Source organism: Oscillibacter sp. GMB15532, from assembly GCF_041020825.1.
Taxonomy (GTDB): Bacteria; Bacillota; Clostridia; order Oscillospirales; family Oscillospiraceae; genus Oscillibacter.
This window is the reverse complement of sequence record NZ_JBEVTO010000002.1, coordinates 31692-52036: the sequence shown is the minus strand read 5'-3', so window position 1 is coordinate 52036 and position 20345 is coordinate 31692. Positions and strand designations below refer to the sequence as shown.

General features: G+C 53.0%; 17 protein-coding genes and 2 pseudogenes. 4 read left to right on the top strand and 15 right to left on the bottom strand.

Going from position 1 to position 20345, the window contains the following annotated elements; all coding sequences use genetic code 11:
- Nucleotides 1-13: 13 nt before the first annotated feature.
- From ABVS15_RS02770 to ABVS15_RS02715, 12 genes are all read right to left on the bottom strand, one after another.
- Nucleotides 14-523, bottom strand: coding sequence for a hypothetical protein (locus tag ABVS15_RS02770; RefSeq protein ID WP_369282245.1), 510 nt, complete (start codon nt 521-523; stop codon nt 14-16).
- Nucleotides 510-986 (bottom strand): stage III sporulation protein AF, encoded by a 477-nt coding sequence (locus ABVS15_RS02765; protein ID WP_369282244.1) that lies wholly within the window; start codon nt 984-986, stop codon nt 510-512. Before ABVS15_RS02765 ends, ABVS15_RS02770 begins: the two co-directional genes overlap by 14 nt.
- A 16-nt stretch (nt 987-1002) precedes the next feature.
- Complete coding sequence (locus ABVS15_RS02760) at nt 1003-2076, bottom strand: stage III sporulation protein AE (RefSeq protein ID WP_369282243.1); 1074 nt, start codon at nt 2074-2076, stop codon at nt 1003-1005.
- Entirely contained in the window at nt 2073-2450 is a 378-nt protein-coding gene (locus tag ABVS15_RS02755; RefSeq protein ID WP_369282242.1) for a SpoIIIAC/SpoIIIAD family protein, read from the bottom strand. Before ABVS15_RS02755 ends, ABVS15_RS02760 begins: the two co-directional genes overlap by 4 nt.
- Nucleotides 2451-2461: 11 nt before the next feature.
- Nucleotides 2462-2656: a stage III sporulation protein AC gene (gene spoIIIAC / locus ABVS15_RS02750; RefSeq protein ID WP_369282241.1), complete on the bottom strand. Its 195-nt coding sequence runs from the start codon at nt 2654-2656 to the stop codon at nt 2462-2464.
- Between the two features lie 25 nt (nt 2657-2681).
- Complete coding sequence (locus ABVS15_RS02745; protein ID WP_369282240.1) at nt 2682-3179, bottom strand: stage III sporulation protein AB; 498 nt, start codon at nt 3177-3179, stop codon at nt 2682-2684.
- Complete coding sequence (locus ABVS15_RS02740; RefSeq protein ID WP_369282239.1) at nt 3176-4081, bottom strand: stage III sporulation protein AA; 906 nt, start codon at nt 4079-4081, stop codon at nt 3176-3178. Before ABVS15_RS02740 ends, ABVS15_RS02745 begins: the two co-directional genes overlap by 4 nt.
- A gap of 113 nt (nt 4082-4194) precedes the next feature.
- Nucleotides 4195-5037, bottom strand: a complete 843-nt coding sequence (locus ABVS15_RS02735) for a hypothetical protein (protein ID WP_369282238.1) — start codon at nt 5035-5037, stop codon at nt 4195-4197.
- 258 nt (nt 5038-5295) lie between these two features.
- The gene (gene tsf / locus ABVS15_RS02730) at nt 5296-6213 is read right to left on the bottom strand and encodes a translation elongation factor Ts (RefSeq protein WP_369282237.1); all 918 of its coding nucleotides are present in this window, start codon (nt 6211-6213) and stop codon (nt 5296-5298) included.
- 54 nt (nt 6214-6267) lie between these two features.
- Nucleotides 6268-7011: a 30S ribosomal protein S2 gene (gene rpsB, locus ABVS15_RS02725; RefSeq protein ID WP_312279835.1), complete on the bottom strand. Its 744-nt coding sequence runs from the start codon at nt 7009-7011 to the stop codon at nt 6268-6270.
- A gap of 232 nt (nt 7012-7243) precedes the next feature.
- Nucleotides 7244-9361, bottom strand: a complete 2118-nt coding sequence (locus ABVS15_RS02720) for a methyl-accepting chemotaxis protein (protein ID WP_369282236.1) — start codon at nt 9359-9361, stop codon at nt 7244-7246.
- 159 nt (nt 9362-9520) lie between these two features.
- Nucleotides 9521-9802, bottom strand: a complete 282-nt coding sequence (locus ABVS15_RS02715) for a YlmC/YmxH family sporulation protein (protein ID WP_312615031.1) — start codon at nt 9800-9802, stop codon at nt 9521-9523.
- A 158-nt stretch (nt 9803-9960) separates the two neighbouring features.
- Here ABVS15_RS02715 and ABVS15_RS02710 point away from each other — a divergent pair.
- Both ABVS15_RS02710 and ABVS15_RS02705 read left to right on the top strand, forming a co-directional pair.
- Nucleotides 9961-10248, top strand: a pseudogene (locus ABVS15_RS02710) (sigma-70 family RNA polymerase sigma factor); the annotation flags it as partial.
- A gap of 37 nt (nt 10249-10285) precedes the next feature.
- A complete protein-coding gene (locus ABVS15_RS02705) occupies nt 10286-10837 on the top strand; it encodes a hypothetical protein (RefSeq protein ID WP_369282235.1) in 552 nt (183 codons plus the stop codon).
- Nucleotides 10838-11301: 464 nt separating this feature from the next.
- On the opposite strand, the gene ABVS15_RS02700 is transcribed toward ABVS15_RS02705, so the two are convergent.
- Complete coding sequence (locus tag ABVS15_RS02700) at nt 11302-12144, bottom strand: hypothetical protein (RefSeq protein ID WP_369282234.1); 843 nt, start codon at nt 12142-12144, stop codon at nt 11302-11304.
- 655 nt (nt 12145-12799) lie between these two features.
- Between ABVS15_RS02700 and ABVS15_RS02695 the strand changes: the two genes are divergently transcribed.
- Nucleotides 12800-12976 carry a tyrosine-type recombinase/integrase gene (locus ABVS15_RS02695; protein ID WP_369282233.1) on the top strand — a complete coding sequence of 59 codons (177 nt, stop codon included), beginning with the start codon at nt 12800-12802 and terminating at the stop codon, nt 12974-12976.
- A gap of 55 nt (nt 12977-13031) precedes the next feature.
- Nucleotides 13032-13814: pseudogene (locus ABVS15_RS02690) on the top strand (transposase).
- A gap of 308 nt (nt 13815-14122) precedes the next feature.
- On the opposite strand, the gene ABVS15_RS02685 reads toward ABVS15_RS02690, so the two are convergent.
- Both ABVS15_RS02685 and ABVS15_RS02680 read right to left on the bottom strand, forming a co-directional pair.
- The gene (locus ABVS15_RS02685) at nt 14123-16960 is read right to left on the bottom strand and encodes a hypothetical protein (RefSeq protein ID WP_369282232.1); all 2838 of its coding nucleotides are present in this window, start codon (nt 16958-16960) and stop codon (nt 14123-14125) included.
- A complete protein-coding gene (locus tag ABVS15_RS02680; protein WP_369282231.1) occupies nt 16953-19982 on the bottom strand; it encodes a hypothetical protein in 3030 nt (1009 codons plus the stop codon). Before ABVS15_RS02680 ends, ABVS15_RS02685 begins: the two co-directional genes overlap by 8 nt.
- Nucleotides 19983-20345 lie beyond the last annotated feature (363 nt).

Below are 20345 nucleotides of genomic sequence, written 5' to 3'. Positions count from 1 at the left end.
CTCCTCCAAAATATCACTGACATTTAACCACCGTAATCCGATCCGAGCCCAGGCCCGTCAGCGCAGCCACCGCAGCCGTCACCGCCAGACGCACCTGCGCGTCTCCCGCGCCCTGGCATACCACCAGCGCGCCCCGAAATGTGGGGCATCGGGTCCCCGTTACCACCGGCTCCTGTGCGCCGCTTTTTCCCGCAAGCACCGTTTCGCTTTTTCGCTGATAATCCGTGGGCGCGGCAGTGTCTCCGCTGTAACTCAAATCCGTGTCCTGTGCCAGGCTGCGCTCCGTGCCCGTGTCCGCCGTCAGCATCAGGTGCAGCTCGCCCACGCCGTCAATTTTTGTCAGAATCTTCTCCATATTTGCCTGCGTCTCCTGCACCGCGTCCTGTATGCGTTCCTCCGGAACCGTGTCGGCGCTCTTTTCGTTCCCGGAGGGCAGCAAAAGCAGCGCCACGCCCGCCGCCGCCACCAGAACGGCGTATTTCCAGCGGTTCCAGAGCTTTTTCACCGTCTCAGCCTGTTTCATGATAGACCTGCCTCTCCTTTGGAATTCCAAGCTCCCGTTCCATATAGTCCGCCAGCGCGTCCGATTTCTCCCCCGTCAGCTCCGCGCCTGTCGGAACGGGCGTACCGTCTTCTCCCGGCTCCATCAGGACCCGGACGGTGCATGAAATCCCCAGCGCAGCGGCTTTGTCCAAAATATATGCTTCCGTCTTCTCGGCTATGAGTTCCCCCATCGTTTGATTGCTCTGCTCCTTCAATTCCGTCTGGCGCTGTTGGATTTCCGCGGCATAGTCCTCATACCCCATCTCCAGACCGCTAACATCCACTCCCGGGAAAGGCTTCAGCATCACCAACAGCAACACCAGCCCCCCGGCAAAGCCCGCGATTTTCCGCACTGTCCCCTCCGGAATCAGGCTTTGGGACAAAGACACGAGAAAGGCCGCCGCCGCCACGGAAATAATCCAGCCTCTGATTGCCTCAATCATTGTGTCTGTCCCCCTTTCACGTGACCGCCGCTACGGAGGACAAAATCGCGATCAGCAGCAGCAGCGCGCTGGCTCCCGTCATTCCCAGCACCAGCCCGAAGGCGCTGCCAAGGCCGTCGATGAGCTTGCACAGCTCCGGCGAACCGATGACCCCCGCCAAAAAGCCCGCCAGCTTGTATAGAAGGTATTGAATGCCCAAATGCAGAAAAGGCCACGCGCAGGCCGCCAGCACCGCCAGCGTTCCGAAAATGCCGATGGTATTTTTCAGCATCCCCGCCCCGGCCAGCACTGTTTCCGCTGCCTCGGCGATAATGCTTCCCACCACGGGCACCATCCCGGCAACCGCAGAGCTGGCAAGCTTCACCGCCGTTGCATCCGTCGCGCCCGAGATAACATGGGCGATGGAGAGATAGAGGGTAAACGCCGTCAGCGCGCCGCACAAAATCCAAGAAATACACTTGCGCAGCGCCTCCGCAATATTCCCCAGCCGCCCCCCGGGCAGGCAGGCGGAGGCGGTGAGCGTACCGATGTAAAGGTATGTAAGCGGCAGGAGCAGCTCTTGAATCAGCTTCAAAAGCAGCCCCGTAAACAGCACCGCCGTCACCTGCTGCACCGTGGCGGTGGTGATGGACCCGCTGACGGCGGTGGCTGCGGCCAGCACCGGCAGCAAAATCCTTGCAAATTCGTTTAGCTCCTGAATGGTCCCTCCGCCCATGCCAATCAGGCTTTCAAAGCTTCCCGCCGCCAGCAGCGTCACCGATAGCGCCCCCGCCGCCAACACTAGCTTTGGCCCCGTGCCCCCGGCGGTCTGGGAGAAGCCTTCCACCGCGCCGCACAGCAGCGCCACCAGCAAAATACTCACAGCGCCCCGCAGCCGCTGGAGCAGAACAGACCTTGCCTGTCCTATGAGATTTTGAAAAATCTGGACCGCCCCCCCGCCCAGCGGGTCCGTGCCGGACAGATCTGTGTCTTCCAAAATCGATTCCGTCCCCTCCGGCAAAGCGTCCCATAGCTCGTCCGGTACCCCTGCGGCGGAAACGGGCACGGTAACAAGCAGCGCCAGAAGCAACGCAAGCAGCCATTGTTTCATCCCATCAGCTCCAGCAAAACGTCCATCGCCTTTTTCAGCAGCGGCAGCGCCGCCAGCAAAGCGCACACCGCCCCCGCAATTTCCACGGCGGAGGCCAGCGCCGCCGCCCCCGCATCCTTGCACAGTCCGCTTCCAATCTTCACCACCAGCGCGATGCCCACGGTTTTGTAAAGCGGCACAAACAGTTCATTGGATACCCCGGTTTGGGCGGTAAGCTCCGCGAAAAAATCCATCAGGCTCCGCAGGCTTTCAGACAGAGCCAGCACCGCCGCCACTGCGGCGGCCAGTCCCAGCAGCAGAGCCGCCTCCGGTGCGCCCCGGCGCACCGCCGCCGCCAGCAGTGCCGTCACCACGCACACCAGCGTGATCTGCATAACCTGTCCCATCAAAAACCAAACAACGTTTTGATAAGGTCAAACAGATCGCTGATCTGCCGCACCATCATCATCAGAACCACCACCAGACCCGCCAGCGTCGTCATCATAGCCTGCTCCTCCCGTCCGGAGCGCACGAGGAGCTGGTTCAGCACCGCCACCAGAATGCCGATGGCGGCAATCCGAAAGATTAAATCAACGTCCATGGTAAACATTCCTTTCGTATGTCCTTCACAGCAGGAGAATCAGCAGCAGCGCGGCGGCGGAAAAGCAGACCGCCGTGGTCTGCCTGAAGCAATCCCGTTTTTCTTTTCTCCGTTCTTCCGCTCTTTTTCTGAGCCAGTCTGTGGAAAGTAAAATTCCCTTACAAATTTCCGCCTCGTCACCCGACAGCTTGTACCCCAATCCGGCAATTATTTCCCGTGCGTCGTCTTCAATCGGAAGACGGCGGCAGGCATTCTCCCATACCGGGCGCAGGGGTTCTCCCCGCTCTAACGACTCCGCCGTCCCGGTCAGCCAGACCTTCACGTCTCCGCTTCGCCGTGATTGGCCCACCTGCCGTAAAAGCCGGGGCAGGGGCGTGCGGGTCAGGCGAACACCTGCGGAGAGTTCCTCCAGCGCGGTAATCAGCTCGTCCAGCGTCTCCGTTTCCCGCTGCCGGCGGCGCAGCTCTCCCAGCCAAATTGCGCCGAATCCCAAAAGAAGCAGCAAACTGCCCAGCGCTTTCACGAAAGCTCCTCCAATTCATAGCTCCGTCCCTCGGTGGTCCGCCGGATGCACACCGCGCGGCAAAACACCTTCGTCTCCAAAAGCTGCCGATACAAGGGTCTTTGCGTAAGCTCTTCCACATCGGCGGCATGGACGGTGGCCAGCAGTCTCACACCGCAGCCCGCCGCCATGGTCATGGCCCGGATGTCCTCCTCCGCCGTGATTTCGTCGGCAGCCACAATCTGTGGATTCATGGTTCGCAGCAGCATGGGGATCGCAGCAGACTTCGGGCAGCCATCCAGCACGTCGGTACAGGGGCCAACGTCCATCTGGGGCCGCCCTCGATAACAGACTGCTACTTCTCCCCGCTCGTCCGCAAGACCCACCCGCAGTCCCTTCTGGGAGACACAGCGAATCAAATCCCGCAGCAGCGTGGTTTTTCCCCCTCCCGGTGGGGACAGCAGCAGCGTACTTTCAAACCGGCCTTCGGATAATAGCTGCTCCGCCAGCTCCTCCGCGATGCCTGTCTTTTCCCGCGCAATCCGCACATTGGCAGAGGACAGATCCGTCAGGTTTGTGCACACCCCGCCTTTCATCACGGCAGAGCCGCAAAAGCCGATGCGAAAGCCGCCCCGCACGGGTAAAAATCCCTCCCGCAATGTTTCGGCGGCAGCATAGCGGGAAAATTCGGTGCCCAGATCACACAGCGTCTCCAGTTCCTCCGGCTCCACCGGCGGTTCGGAGCCCCATGGGCTGCTTTCCCCCTCGGGCAGCAGCACCGTCATAGGCCTGCCTGTCCGAAGGCGAAATTCTTCCGCCACAACCTTTTTTTCTCCCGGCAGCGTGTCCGCCAGCTTGCGCAGCCGCACCGGCAGAAAGGCCGCCGCCTGCCGGTATCTGGCTATCTCGCCTTGTTCCTTCATCTCCGCTCCTCCTTGTCCGATACCAAACCATATGAAGGCCCGTCCCCCTTTATGCCGGAAAAATTGAAGGAAAAAAGCGCCCGGTATCCTAAAATACCGGGCGCTTTTTGCATTTACCTGCCGCACTTGCAGTAGTTTTTTGTCTCCTCGTAGGTTTCGCAGCGGCTTACAGTGTTGGGCGGGAAGAACTCGCCCACAGGGAAGCTGATGTTGCGGAACAGGCCGCAGGGGTCCTGAGCGGGGTCGGTGCCGCCGGAACCGGAGCACTCTTTCTGGGGCATGCAGTAGTCGTACACGGGGATCAGCAACTGGGTATCACGCTCCAGCCGCACGATGGAGAACTGGCCCAGAGTGACATACACTCTCCGCCCGTCCTCGCCGGAGCTGAGATCGCCATCGAAATAGTCGCTGATAAAGGTCGGAATTTCGCACAGGTCGCAGTCGCAGGGGCGGCAACCGCACACATCCACCAGCTTCGCATCCAGCACGATGGGGTCGACAGCCTCGACCACAGCGATGGGCGCGTTTCCGGTACGCAGGCACTGGCTATCCACGGTGCAGGTATCAGAGGAGAAAACTCTGGCGCCGCCCTCGCTGCCGAACAGCAGGACGCGCTTGTCAAACACGCACAGACCCTCCACGGTTACGGGACTCGGCGTGCACAGGTATGCCTGGAGCGTCACCTGATAGAAAAACCGCATGTCGACGGTGTAGCAGCCACGGTTGAAGGTCACCGGCTCCACGTCTACGTACACATACAGCAGCTTTGCTGTGCCGCCCTTCAGAGAAACAGCGCGATTGAGGACATCCACGTACTGCAGCTTGGGATAGAAGCGCAGGTCTTCGATACAATCCTTGTCTTTGCACGAGTCGAAAATTTTCTTGGTGTGAATGCAAACCGCCTCGCGGATGCAGCGAGAGTCATCCACAGGTCCGGGCATGATCTTTTCAGGCATTGCAATACCTCCTATTTAAGTAGCTGTGAAAGAAAATTTCTTTCAGTCCAGTCTATGCTTCCCGAAAAAAAAAGTGAGCGCACCGGAAAATGTCCCGGCCCGCTCAAAAAAATAAAAGCTTTAGAAGCCATTCCCACACAGGCAGGCGTTTTCCCTCCCAGAATTTTGGATGGGAAAGCCCACGGAAAAAGCACGGCGTCAGGAACTTTTCCTGACGCCGTGCCCTTTATCGTTATAAACCAGTTTTCCCGGAAGAAATCAGCCCTTCACCATGGAGGCGATTTCGTCGGCAAAGTTCTCCTGCTTCTTCTCGATGCCCTCGCCCTTTTCAAAGCGGGCGGCGGAGACAAATGCGATGGAGCCGCCCAGTGCCTTGGCGGAAGCGGCAATATAGCCCTCCACGGTCATGCTGCCGTCCTTCACGAACTCCTGCTGCAGCAGGCAGTTTTCCTCGTAGAACTTATTCAGCTTGCCGGAAGCGATCTTCTCCTTCACAGCGTCGGGCTTGGAAGCCATCTTGGGGTCGTTGGCCATCTGGGCCACGAGAATCTTCATCTCCTCGTCCAGGATCTCCTGAGAAACCTCGGACTTGTCCCAGAAGCGGGGATTCAGAGCGGCAATCTGCATGGCCACGTCCTTACCCACAGCCTCCACCTTCTCGGCGGGCAGGTCGGTCTTGAAGTTCACCAGCACGCCGATCTTGCCTCCGGCGTGGATATAGGGAACGGAGACGCCCTCGGCGAAGCGGATAAAGCGGCGAACCTTGATGTTCTCGCCGATCACCAGCACCATCTCCTGCTGCTGCTGGGTGACGGTGAGGTCGGTGCCCTCATACTTGCACTCCATCAGCGCGTCCAGATCGGCAGGATTCTGCTTTGCCACCGTAGCGGCCACGCCCTTGACGAAGTCCACAAACTTCTCGTTCTTGCCCACGAAGTCCGTCTCAGCGTTGACCTCTACCAGAGCGCCCACGCCGTCGATTACCTCCGCCAGAGCAACACCCTCGGCGGCGATGCGGCCGGCCTTCTTCGCGGAAGCGGCCATGCCCTTTTCACGCAGCCATTCAACGGCCTTGTCAATGTCGCCGTCGGTGGCGGCCAGCGCCTTTTTGCAGTCCATCATGCCCACGCCGGTCATTTCGCGCAGGTTCTTTACGTCAGTAGCTGTAATAGCCATCTTCGATTTTCCTCCAATTTTGATGATTTGATATACCCGTACCAGGGAGCCGTCTTACTGGGCGGACTCGGGCGCGGGAGCCTCGGCGGCAGCGTCCTCCATCTGCTCGCCCTGACGGCCTTCCAGCATGGCGTTTGCCATGATGGAGGAGATCAGCTTGATGGCGCGGATGGCGTCGTCGTTGCCGGGGATGACGTAATCAATCTCATCGGGATCGCAGTTGGTATCGGCAATCGCCACCACGGGGATGCCCAGCTTGTGGGCCTCGGCAATGGCGTTGCGCTCCTTGCGGGTATCCACAATAAACAGCGCGCCGGGAAGAGACTTCATGTTCTCCACGCCGCCCAGATACTTCTCAAGCTTCGCGATTTCGCCCAGGTGCTTCATGACTTCCTTCTTGGGCAGCATATCAAAGGTGCCGTCCTCCTGCATGGTCTTGAGCTGATGCAGACGGTCCACGCGGGTACGCATGGTCTTGAAGTTGGTCATCATGCCGCCCAGCCAGCGAGCGTTCACAAAATACTGACCGCAGCGCTGGGCCTCCTCGCGGATCGCGTCCTGGGCCTGCTTCTTGGTGCCCACGAACAGCAGGCTCTTGCCGTCGGCGGAGAGGTCGCGGACGAAGTTGTACGCCTCCTCCAGCTTGCGGACGGTCTTCTGCAGGTCCACGATATAAATGCCGTTGCGCTCGGTATAGATATAGGGAGCCATCTTGGGGTTCCACCGACGGGTCTGATGACCGAAGTGGACACCTGCCTCCAGCAGGGATTTCATGGATACGATGCTAGAATTTGCCATGGTTGTGTTCCTCCAACATATAAATTTAGTTTACCCTCTGGCGCTTCATCCCATCCGCCAGTTTCCAAAGGAAACACAGACGGACAGTCCACCACCATGCGTAATGCTGTAATATGATACCACAGGATTCCTCACGGCGCAAGGGTTTTTTATTAAAACAGGAAGAAAAATCCCGGGATTCCCCGGGATTTTTCCGTTTCTTTGCAGTTTGCCGCCGTTTCTCTTCCGAAACTCAATATTTGGAAGCTGCGCCGCCAGTCATCGGCTCTCTCTGGCCCGGACTGTAGGAACGCTCCTCCACCGGGGCAGGGCGCGCGCCGGTCGCGGGCGCTTCCTCTCCATCGATAAATTTGAACTGTCCCACCAGCTCTTTTAGCATCTGCGCCTGCGCGGACATCTCCTCGCTGGCGGCGGCGCTTTCCTCACTGGTTGCAGAGTTGTTCTGCACCACGGAGGAAATCTGCTCCACGCCCAGCGACACCTGCTCCAAAGAGGTGGACTGCTGGGCAGAGGCGGTGGAAATCTTCTCGACAATGTCCGCCACGGCGGCAGAGTTTTCCTGCAACCGCTCCATGGCCTGCGCGGTGGAGCTCATGGCCTGTGTTCCCTTTTCAACAGAGGAAACAGCAGCGGCAATCAGCTCCGAGGTGCTTCTGGACGCCTCGGCGGATTTGCCCGCCAGATTCCGCACCTCGTCAGCCACCACGGCAAAGCCCTTACCCGCTTCGCCCGCCCGGGCAGCCTCCACGGCGGCATTAAGGGCCAGAATATTCGTCTGGAACGCAATATCCTCAATGGTCTTAATGATTTTTCCGATTTCCCTTGAGTTTTGATTGATTTCGCCCATGGAATCCTCCATGCCCCGCATCTGCGCGTCACATTCCTGCATCAGGCCATAGGCCTGATGCACCCGCTCACTGGCGGTAACGGTGTGGTCCGCAGTGTTCCGCACATTGGCGGAAATCTCCTGAAGAGATGCGGCCAGCTCCTCTACGGAGGACGCCTGCTCCGTCGTCCCCTGAGACAAAATCTGCGCCCCGGAGGAAATCTGCTCCGCACCGTCGGAAACCTGATCCGCCGCCAGCACAATTCTTCCAAGGGTCTGCCCCTGCAAGCGGCGCAGGTCCTCCACCGCCGTCAGCAGCGGAGCGTAATCCCCAGCGTACAGCTCAGAAGCCTTGCTTTGGCATGTGAAATCGCCGGAGGCAATCTTCTCCAGCACTGCCTCCAGATCGCGGATGATGCCGGAAATCGAGGCGGTGATGGTGGCGGTGGCGGCGGCGAGACGGCCTGTCTCATCCTGCCGGGCAACCTTTGGCACATCGCTGGTCAAATCGCCCTGAGCAAGCTGCTCCAGCCGCTGGGTGCAGACGGTGACGGCACTTCCGATTTTTCTCGACGTCCGGTTGGATACCAGAATTACCGCCACGGCGGCCAGCGCCAGCAACACCACAGAAAGCAGCATATTGGCGTAGGTCATGCTCATAAAGTCCTTTACAACGGCGCATACGCCAAGGCTCCAGCCGTCGGTTCCTCTCACCGGGGCATAGGCCAGATATTTGGTCACACCTCCGTAGGTATACCGTCCAAAGCCGCTTTTTCCCTGCGTCATCTCCGTCTCCATGGTGGCCAGGGCACTGAGGCTGGGGTCCGTCTGCGCATCCCGGATGGTGCTCTCCGCATTTAAAACAGTCTCCATATCCGGGTCGGCAATCGTAAATCCGTCCTTGTTCAGCATATAAGTGGTGGCGCCCTCGCTGATCTTGATTTCCGCCATAATGTCGTTGAGGAACGTCTGCTGGGTTTTCAGAAACACCACGCCGGAAATTCCGCCGCTGCTCCTGCGAACGGGGGCAGCCGCGTAAATCGTCACACTGCCTGCGTCCTGATCCAGCTCCGGCTCGGAAATGTAAGTCTCTCCGGCCAGCGCCCGCTTAAAAAACTCACGGTCGGCATAGTTGCCGCTTCCCGTGAGGCTCCGTCCGCTGGCATCCAGCAGATCGCCGCCCTCCAGGTCGTATGCGTCCACGCACTGGTCGATGACCGCGGCGTAAACTGTGGGGTCCGCTGTCTCGTCGCTCAGCTCCGTCCGATACCCAAGGTCGGTGGCGACGTTCTTCACAGCCGTCAGCTTCTGGCCCACCAGCTCCGCGCTGGTTTCTGACAGCTCCTTCATCATGCGCTCCACCGTCTGATTCACGCCGAAATAGCTCACATAACCCGGCACGGCTGCCATCAGCAGCAGAGGAACCAGCGCCAGCAGCAGCATTTTTGAAAACAGATCCCTGCGAATCGAAGCGCTTCCTCGTTTCTCTTTTTTGCGAAGCTTATGGTCTTTCTTTCCTATCATCTGTTTTCTGTCCTTTCTCTTTCGTAACCCGCAACATGGTTTTCCAAGATTTTCTTTTTGAACTTTTTGAAAACTTTTCTATTTTATTATCGGATAATCCGTCAAAAAATGCAAGAGGTGAATAAATTAAATATTTTTCATGCCGAGCATTCCAATTTTTCAGCATCGCCGCCGTTTTCGTTCCAAAGCCGGGTCCCGCCGCTGAAAGGGCTTGTCGATGAGAATAATGTCGTCCCCGATCCGCTGGATACACTCCCATGGAATGTAGTATTCCTCGCCCCTGCCGAACAGGCCAAAAAAGCGGTAGGGTCCAAATACGATGATGGCGCACACCTGTCCCTCGGGCAGCTTGATTTCCACATCCCCCACAAAGCCCAGCCGGCAGCCGTCGCAGATGTTGATCACTTCTTTTCGCCGTATATCCCTGATTCTGCATCCCATAGCGCACGCCTCCTCCCTGAAAAAAATCATATGCCAAACCGGGAATGTCCTATGCCGCGCGGCTTTCTCCCCCGTCTCGACAAAACCTTCCAGTATAGGAAAATCCGCCTCCGGAAATACTGATTCACGAAGAAAAATCAGGTAGCGAGGTGGCTTTCATGCAGGGAAAGGTCGAGATTTGCGGCGTAAACACATCCAAGCTGAAGGTCCTTAAGAATGAGGAAACCATGGCACTCCTGCGCCGGACAAAGGAGGGCGACCGGGAGGCGCGGCAGGCGCTCATCGAGGGAAATCTTCGGCTGGTGCTCTCCGTCATCCAAAAGTTTTCCAACCGGGGCGAAAACCCGGACGATCTGTTTCAGGTAGGCTGCGTGGGTCTGATCAAGGCCATTGATAACTTTGATATCTCCCAGCCGGTGCGCTTCTCCACGTATGGGGTCCCGATGAACATCCGTTGTCCAAAAAAAGAAAGGACAACAAATTATGACCAGGAAAGAAGCCCTGAAAGAAGCCGTTGAAATCATAAGTAAGGCCCGCATTGGGCAGCAACGGAAGGATGATATCATCAAGGGGTTGGAGCTGTGTGTTTCGGAGCTGCCTTTCGCCAAATGGACTGAGGCAGCGATTTTTGACGCCTGCGAAGAATTTTTGAAAACCCACGACATGATCCAGCTTAAGGATTTTGACCGCGCCGGTCTGCCGTCACATCCAACCATCCGAAACCGCTTTGGAATGACCGCAAAGGAATTTCGTGACCACTACTACCCAATCAGCGACGTCACCACACGCAGCCGATATTTTCGCCGCAACCGATCCGAATGGGACGCGTTATTTATTCAAGAGTTCCATCGACTGAAGGTCACAGGCCAGGATGATTACAACCGTCGAAGGGACAAAAGCAAGCCTACCTGGAACAGTCTGGCTACCATGCATGGGGTACATACCTGGAAGGCGCTTTTGGAAGACCTTGGGCTGAAAACCCACACAAAACCCAGGCCGGAAATCAAGGTTCGCGTGTTGGAAGCGGAAATCTAAAAACAAGCGTTGCAAGCCTTTTGAAAACACTAGAACCGCAGTGTTCAGAACTGACGAATGAAGGAATCTGTAGCGAACGGCGGACGACCCAGAAGGCCGTCCGCCGTTCGCTCCGCTGCCCCCAATCATGGCTTTATCCTCGGTTTTTTTAAATGTCTTTTGTTATAAAGTAAATCTCGTGTACCGGCAGTATTTTTAAAATCTTTTTTGCTCCTGATTTTGAGCATACTCTCAATTTGAAGAAACGTGTTCCCATTCTTGACTCAGTCTCGTTTGCGACTATATCCCATTTTGACAGATAGCCGTTTACCCGTTCATGCTCGATATATTCGAGCATAAACGAGTAACCGTCTATCTTGTTTGGGAAAAACCTCGACTAGGGCAGCGCCGCTTCCGCAGCGCTGCCCGGGAACTTCCCAAGAAGCGTCCCTAATAGCCTTCAGAGCAAATTTCAATAGAGAACTTTACACAATATAATGTCCTGCGATTACTGAGATGCGATTATGACCCAGGGCCCTGCTGGCAATCAACATTGCCACCCGATCATAGCAGACACCCGCCAAGTCACCCCGACAATCATAACGCTCAGACCGGCTCAGCGCGGTGATGTCACGGGCGTGCATGGCGTAAATGGCCTTGGCGTAATCGCGGCGGTAGCCATGGATGTCCGCATTGACCGGGATGCGCGGCCACACAGGGTCATCACCGGCGGCCTGTACCTGAGCGATTACACCATCGGTGTGGGGCCCGATAATGGGCGCGTCGCGCCACCGGCCACCCTTGCCCTTGACATGCAGGCAAGCGACACCGTCAATATGTACCAAAGAAGATACCGTTACCTGGTGAATTTCATGTCGACGCAGGCCAGTAGCCCTGCAAAAATTGATAAAATCAGCATTGCGAACCGCGGAGAAGTGCTTGTCGCGCACGGCAGGTCCCCGGCTGCGCATGATATCCTGCCGATGACGCGACCCAGTTGGCGCAAAGTCTTTTGTGGAACAGTCATACAATTTTGCTAGGGCGGAAGCCCTCAGTTTAACGGTCCACCGAGATTGATTCGCATTTTCCACCACAAGCCACTCATTGACATAAGGGCGTGCTTTGGCAACCGTCTTACATCCATATACCCGGTGGGCCCATTTCAAAAATGAAATGGCGTGTTTCGCATAAGATCGAAAAGTCGAGTAACTAAAAACGCAGTTCGCTTTTTCTTCTTTTGATGCAGTATGTTTGCTTTTGCCGGCCGTGAGTTTCGCAAGCAAAATTTCAAGGCCTTCTTTCTGGATACTCGAACGTCCTCGTGGCATACTGTTGCCTCCTTTGATTTTTATAATGTTAAGGTATAAACACACCGTTTTTTTACGCGCTCGGCCTGCGCGATTTAAATCAAAGAGACAACAGTATTTCCCCGGGTTCTGTTTTAAGATGGCGGCGGACGGATTTTTAGTATCATTCTGGTTTTCATATTGGATTTTCTCCTTCTTCCCTTTTGATTGTAGTTTGAAATAATATATAAAAAGGCACTGCCACACCCAGCTTGGGTATAACAGTGCCTTGTATAATATGTTAGTGACAGCCCGCCCAAAAACAGGCGGATAAGTGACATGCTGCGCTGGACGCACAGCAGAGAGAGACAATTACAATATAATACTATCCCTGATCTTGGGGTTTGTCAAGTGGTGTTTCTTGAGGCTATATATTCCACGGAAATGGAAAGGCCAAGTCCAGTGCAGATCCTGAACACCCAAAATCTACGGGTTAGGCAGTCAGGCATCTGGCGACCTGATGGCCGCTTGGATTGGCGGTATAGATTCGCTCCCGGTTGTAGTAGGTCATGATATAGCGGAACATGACGCTTTTGACCTGAGACATGGGCAGCTCGCCCGTTGGCAGCCGGTAGAACTTTTCCTTTTTAAGTGTGAAAAAAAGTTCTCCATCCAAGCATTGTCATAGTAGCGGCCCGTGCCGCTCACACTCTGGACAGCATTATACACGACGCACACACTTCGGCATTGCTTTGCGACGCATCTGCTGGAATGCGGTGCCAAAGTCTGCCAGATCAAGGAACTGCTTGGCCATACATTTATCCAGACGACCGCGTTCTATCTTCACATCAGCAACATGAACAAGCAGGTTTAAAGCCCGTTGGACACGTTGCCAAAAAAGCAGGGCCGCAAGCCGAAGATGTCATCAAATGCCTGATGGACAAGATGTTTTAGTGCAGTATGGGGATAATTACCGGCAAAGTCACCGGCTATTCATGGCACAGCACAAGACAATGAATGCCGTTTTAAATTGCCGCACAGCCAGACTTGGAGGACACACGGATCACTGCTTCCACCCGCACATTCACTGTATTGTCCCGGGCGGTGGTCTCACCAAACTGGGCAAATGGCTTCCGTCCCGGAAAAAGTTCTTCTTGCCGGCGAAGGTGTTGTCTAGAAAATTTCGTGGCAAGTTTCTGGCGCTGCTCAAACGGCAGTTTCCCAAGATAGGCCCGTCACTGCTCAGTGAGTGCTGTTCCAAAGAATGGATGGTCTAATGCAAGCCTCCTTTCAAAGATGTAGCCTGCGTGGTGGAGTATCTGTGGCGCTACACCCACAGGGTGGCGATCTCCAATAACCGTATTCTAAGCACAGAGAGCGGGCAGGTCTCATTTAAATGGCGTGACTACCGTGACGGCAGCCAATGGAAGGTGATGACCCTCTCGGCTGAAGAATTCATCCGTCGGTTTTTGATGCACGTTTTGCCGCTAGGTTTTATGAAGATCCGGCACTATGGATTTTTCTCCAGCCGCGGCAAACAGAAAAAGCTGCATATCTGCAAGGTACAGATGGAAACACCTCTGAAAGGAGGAGAAAAGCTTTCCACCGAAGCCCTCATCCAAAAGATCCTCGTCAGAAAGCCATCTCAGTGCCCGAGCTGCGGATGCTGCGGTCTGCTTCGAACCGGACTTGCACCACCGGCAGCCTGCTAAACTGCAACGCCAGCCTTTTCAAGTCTGCTCTGAGGGCAGGCTGGCTTTGCTGTACCTATTTTTTGCATAGAAAGGGGCCGCTTGAAATGATTTGTACGCCGGAACTGTCTTTTCAGGTATACGAACAACTGCATTTTGAAAAATGAGAACCCATGCTTTCCCCATAGCCACACCAAACCAACCACGGTTTCGTGCTATGGAATTATTCAGACATGAGCGATGCAGTTTCTACTGTGTCGCTCTTGTTTTTTGCCCATGCTCGGATAATTCTCTACTCATACTGCAAACTCGGCAAATGTATTATCAAATTAAAACTGCTTAATAATATTGTCCAGCTCGCGTAGCAGGCATTCGTCCGAGACGGTATTGCGAATAAAGCTTGCGCGCATTCCTGTATCGCGCAGCTTTTCAATCCATTGCAATGTTGATTCTCGATGTGTCCCTCGTTCAATCATACCAAAATAAATATATCCCAGTTCATTTGTGACATTGGTATTGAATACAGATGGATCATCCGAATTCACACAGGTAAGTACATTTCGAAAATCATATCCTGCATGGTTAATACTGTAAACCTGGTTTTCAGAAAGCGTCTCCATATCCGTTATGACTACATTGGAACTCGGATTCACCTCAACAATTATACCCTGTTCATTCAGATAGCACTGAACCAGCCGCTGCATTTCTCCCGCAATACAGATATCCTGTTCGGTAACCTTACGATGGATCGGTTCATTCATAGCATACGCATATTGCCTGCAATGCACGCTCCAAACCAATTCAGTGACAGACCATGCACAGAGTTCTCTTTGTGCAGAGTTATGCAGTTTACAGATGCTTTCCTTAAAAAATCCGGTATTCACCGGCATCGACGTCTGCTTTTCTCGCGCGTCCTGGGGCACTTTTCGTTCCGGATTAGATGGAGTATATGTGCTAATTTCCAAGCATCTCGCGCACGCCTGTAGCCTTTCCCATTGTCCGCCGGTCTCTGGGGGAAAATACAATTTTTCATAGGCGCGTACAAGCATAGACAGCGTAAGATTGCGCCTTTCCCCATAGATGTCCCGTGCTAATTTCATGATCTCCTGCTCTAAATAGACCGTGTTAATGGCAGAATCAGCGGAGGTCTTGCTGGAAAGAACGCTGTATACCCACAAGTAATTTTCCAGCGCCTCAAGCCGTGGAATTACGATTGTAGGATGGGCGCGATGCCATGCCTCTGGAGACAGACCCAGTGCAATTCCATGCCCAATCCGATCGCCCGCATGAAATTTCAAGCCTCTGGCAGCCTCGTAAATCCGGCGCAGACCAGACAGGATATGCCGGAAATCCTCCCCGGCATGAATTGTAAATCCCAGGCTTTGGAAGGATTGACCGGTATGGCAGGTAAGAGGCTCACTCCTGCTGTCACGCGCCTGCTCGTAAAGATCGGTCAAGACCCAGGTGGGTACCGCACTCTCCAGGCTGGCCACATCCAAGCCTACAATAAATTTATCCAGACCCAAATACATGCCCTGTGCATTCTTTCTGCTTCTTAGGTCTGTTAAGCACTGAAGCTGTATTTGATATTGGTCATGCAACTGCATATATTGCCGGCAGTGCGCCTCGTCACCATGGTAGGCGCATAACGCGGGATCATAGTCCTGTTCACGTTTAATCAAATGACAAACCAGCGCGGCGCGTGGCAATGGACCGATCGGTTCGTACCGCAATTCTCCCTCCCTGCCGCGCGTTTTTCTACAGTAATCCGACCGTAAAATGTTGCGATAAGCCACCAGAAAGGAAAAAACATTGATTTTATTATCTTTCTCCTGGGCAGAGAGTGAAGTGCGGAATTCAATTTTATGCAGGTTCTGGCTCTGCAGCTGCTCACGAATTGCCCGTTCCCAGAACGGCACGCCGGTAATCTGAAGGGCGGCCCGCCCAAAAGCGGAATTTGTTTGGTAATATGCGCTTTGAAAATACATTAATCCATGAATGGTCTTTTGCTGCACAACGGTACGATAGAAAAAATTTTTGATGCGGAGATAGCTGAGAAAGAGCAGCTTCAAATTCCCTAGGCAGGACAAATCACCGCCTTTTTCCTGCTGCTTCCGAATAGTGGATAGCACATGATACAAAAACAGATTTTCGTCCGAGGTCTGGATCGACGCATATCCGGCAAACATGGTGTGCATGATGCCTTCTTGGCGGACTTTGGGGATGGATCCACACGACGGTAGCACTTCCTGCCAAAAGGAAAGGACCCATTGCTCCAGCGAACCCTGGTCATCCGAACCGGTTAATGCGGCAAAGTTCTCCTTGACCTTGTGTTGCTGTAAAATCCGCCATACTTTTCCAAACTCCTCCGGCACCCCCTTTTTCGCCTCCTGACCGTTTGCAGTGAGCCAGAGGCAAAAGTAGCGCAGCATTCCCGCGAGGCACAGATAATAAATCCACTCCTTTTTGTTGTAAAACAGATCCGGAAGCGGTTCGGTTTGCAGAAGTGCCTTCAGCTTTGCTTCTGTAATGGGCAGCATAAAATCTTCCCACACGCGCTGAAACGAGGCAGCCACACCGCTGTGCAGATGATTTTCCGCCACACCCTTTTCCAAAACGGAATCCAACAGCTGATCGGACACATGAATTTGTCCATAATTACCCGAAAGATCGGCCGCAGCTTTTTTATTTCGTACCAAGTAAAGCGCAATCAAGATATCCATTGAAAACATCCGCTGCATGCTGTGAAACAGATAGATTTTGTTGGAGCCGCTGAAACCGCTTAAAATCTCTTTATCCCGCTCGTTCTCCCAGTATTTATAGATGATTTTCCCATCTCGCTGTGAAATCAAGCTCTTGCTGAAGCATAGGAGATGCTTGAAAATAAGATCGAATCCGCAGTCCGGGCTGTTTTTCTGCTTTCCGGCTTGAGACGGGTGCCCGGGATAGAGATACCACTTGTCCAGAATAAGATAAATTTCGTCCAGCGTATTGATATCGCAGGTCCTTCTCATATATGCAGCCAGTTTTTTGCGAAGCTCCATGCGACACGCGTGATCCCGCTCGTTTTCAAAAAACTGCGTCAGTAAATCCTGATCCAAAAAATCCAAGGACACAAAGGGATACGAAAAGACCCCCAGATATTGATTAATTTCTGCGTTAAGCATTGTCAGCCCCCGACCTTCTTTGGTTGGGGAACGCCTTTAAAATGGCCTCCTGATCCAACAAGGTTTTAAATTTTTGCTCTTCCGCTTCGGCTTTTTTGATCTCCATATCGCTTAGCATGTTTTCAAGCTGCGCCGCCTGTGCGCTTTGCTTATAAATCTGCTCTGTCTTATGTGTAGCCAAAAACTGCAGAATAAAAAAGTAAATCCAGTCGGCATTGCGCCGGATACGTTTGGGCAGTTCACTCGCGGGCAAAAGCCGCAGTGCATTGCATTGGTTACGCAGCTGAAATACCTCTGACTTTTTATAATGAAGTCTAACATTCTTGCAATAGCCGTTGACGGTCATGGTATTGGATGCCTCGTTATTTCTACAGTCTTTCACCAGCACGGGTTCTTCTGTCCCCATGATTGCGCCAAGAGTGGCAAGAGAAATCGTCTCAGCGCACTCTGTTTTGTGTGCAATATTTTGAATCAGAAAGGCAAGACCGTATTGCAGATCTGACATCGAAGGATCCGTCCACAACATTCCAAATTTATTTTCTAAGAGTTTGTCGATTCCTTTGAAAGAAACCTCTGCTTTTGAGGAGACCTCTTGAAACAGGCTTTTTATCTGCCTTTTCAAACAATCTGTCACCGGTGCGCAGTCCTCGCTGTCCCACAGCTGATTTTGTTCAATATTGCATAAAATTCCCCACTGCCGCTCGGTCATTTCTGTGTTTGAAAATTTTTCTCTCTGCATCATATTGGGTGCCTTCAGTTGATCGTGCTCTGTAAACAAATCCTGTACTTCTTCTGCCAAGGTATTGACGAGCACGGTCATCTGAATCGGATAGAACGCACTTGTTTCCGACCCTCCGTCCTTGCCAAGCTTTTTGGAGGCGGTCTCCAAAAAGCTTCCAAAAACCTTTTGCAAAAGGAACCTGCGATCTCCAGCAAACTTCTGAGGATAGTCAACCAGTGCCTGTACCGCCTCTGGGTATAGTGACAGCAGGTCTTCGTTCTGCGCTTCATCATTTTTTCTTTTCTCTCCGCCGATCTTGGCAAGCTGGCGCTTAATCGACCAGAGCGCATCAGCAGCACTTAAATAGATTGCTTCTCTTACCGGGTCTTGTTTTGCTTTCCGAGCTTGCGCTTCTTCTCCTAACTCCACAAGGACGGCATCTGCCTCCTTTGTGTCCGTCAGAAGTGCCTCATACTCTTCCTGTGTAAAATCAAGGGCGGATTGTATATAATGGAGCGTAAATACAATCTCAGAATTCAGTAAAACAGATAATAATTTGTTTGCACTACTGTTATTGCCCTTGCTGTTATTGCCCTTGCTGTCCTTGGTTTGTATGGTCTGAATATAGCCGGAAATGATCGGATATTCCAATAATTCATACACGGCGAGGCTGCGCATTTTCCGATAATCCACATTCTCCTGCCAATCGGAAACTTGAGGAGATAAGAGCCGCTGTGCAAAATCTGCGAATATAAAGATCTGGAATCGCGCGATCGGATTCTCAAAATTCCTTCTGTTCTGTGCATAAACCTCGTGATACAGATTATCAAATCGGACGGATGATGAAGAAAAGTCGTCGCCGAAATGAATCACCTGCTGAAACAGCAGGCCCCGGCTGACGCTCAACATCCGGTTGGACGCAGCCACGGTTTCTAAAAAGAGCTTAACCGATTGATAGGCCGACTCCTCGAGTTGTTTTGGGGTGGCGGCCATGTCCTTTTGTAAAAGCACTTTTCCGTAAGCTTGGAGGCTTTCTTTCTCGCTCATCAGCGTTTCATATACACTGTTTAATCCGCGCGCCGTATTATCAAACAGATGAAAAACCTGCGGAATCCCGCGCGGTGCAATTTCTCTTTCTTTCCAGTACTGGAAATAGGGCGCGCAGCCATAGTCGCGGAACGTTTCGGTCAGCAGTGCCGCAAGTGTCAGGCTCGCTTCCGCGTCTTTTTGTTCTGTGTGCGTAGCCTTGTTGTCCGGATCCTGCGCAGCAGGCTGTGAGATTTGATACGCGCTCCTTTCAAAAATATCCCACTGCTTTACGGAATGCCGATAGAGCGGCGGCAAAATTTTTTTCATATATTCATACGCCAGTTGCTGCTTGTGACGAAGAAGAGAACCGTCCGGTGTACCCTGGGGAGGGGTTCCAACTGTACCCTGAGACGTTTTTTCCTTCTCATCCTGAAGAAATTCTTCCTTTAGAAGCTTCGCTTGCAACGCGCCGTCTTTGCGCAAAAAATCGAGCGTCAGCGCCTCTTCAAAAGTATCTAAATCCCCCGAAATAAGGATGACCATCTGGGGATGATTGAGGTAGGAAAGCAGAGTTTTCACCACATCTGTGCAGCGATGTGTGCTCAGGTCAATATCATCGATCACAAGGAAAATTAAAGCATCCGACGCAACATCCTTACGCTCCAGAAAACTGTTTATAAAGGCGTTCAATGCCGGTAGGAACTCCGAATCGGAATTAAAGACCTTGGATGAGTTGCGCACATATTCATTTTCTGTCGTATATTGTTCGACCAGAACCTTACGAAAATCATTCTGAATGAAGCAAAATTTCTTAATCAGCGCATTGAATTGCGTCCGCAGAGCATTGCTTCCACCTATTTCCCAGCACGAATGTTCAAAACATTCTGCATCTTTTTCAATCGCTTCAACCTGCTTTTCAAACAGGCCAAGAATTGCAGCCATCAGGTTTATAGAGTCCGGCATATTTTCCGGAACAATCATAGGAAGTATAATGTTTTTTTCTTTCTCCCCCCTTTTTTTCGACGCCTTATTATCTTCTTCAAGCTGCCCTTTAAGCGTTTTAAGAATCGAGGTCTTGCCGGTGCCGCGCTTACCCAATACACCGATATTGTTGATATAGTCATCTGCCTCATTCGCTGATTTTTGATCGGTTTGTGGACGCATGGCCTCGATTTGCTGTTTCAGGCGCTTATAGGTTGGAAGAATTGCGGTCACTTCTTCCTCTGTGAGAACTCTTGCGCCTACTTTTCCCCCCGCTACTGTCTTAGACATATGTGTCCTCTCTTTCAAAACAACTTATTCGATCTTTACATCCGCTATTTTGGATACGAAAGCAATGCAATCACAAAAGATATAGTCATACTGATGTCACCGTACGTTCCTCATGGTCAGCTGGTCATCCTTAACTTATAAGCTACGCAGTATTGCTATCAGTTGCATACCATTCATCGTCCATGGCGATACTTCGCATAGGAGTGATAATATGCAGTCTAATAAAACGTGTCCCATTCTTGAACAGTGCTTGGCTTATCTTATTACAATTAAGGGACGTAGCCAAAATACAATTCTTGAGTACAGAATGGATTTGCTTTAATTCTTCCGTTATCTTGCAGCCCAACGAGGCATTACGGACGC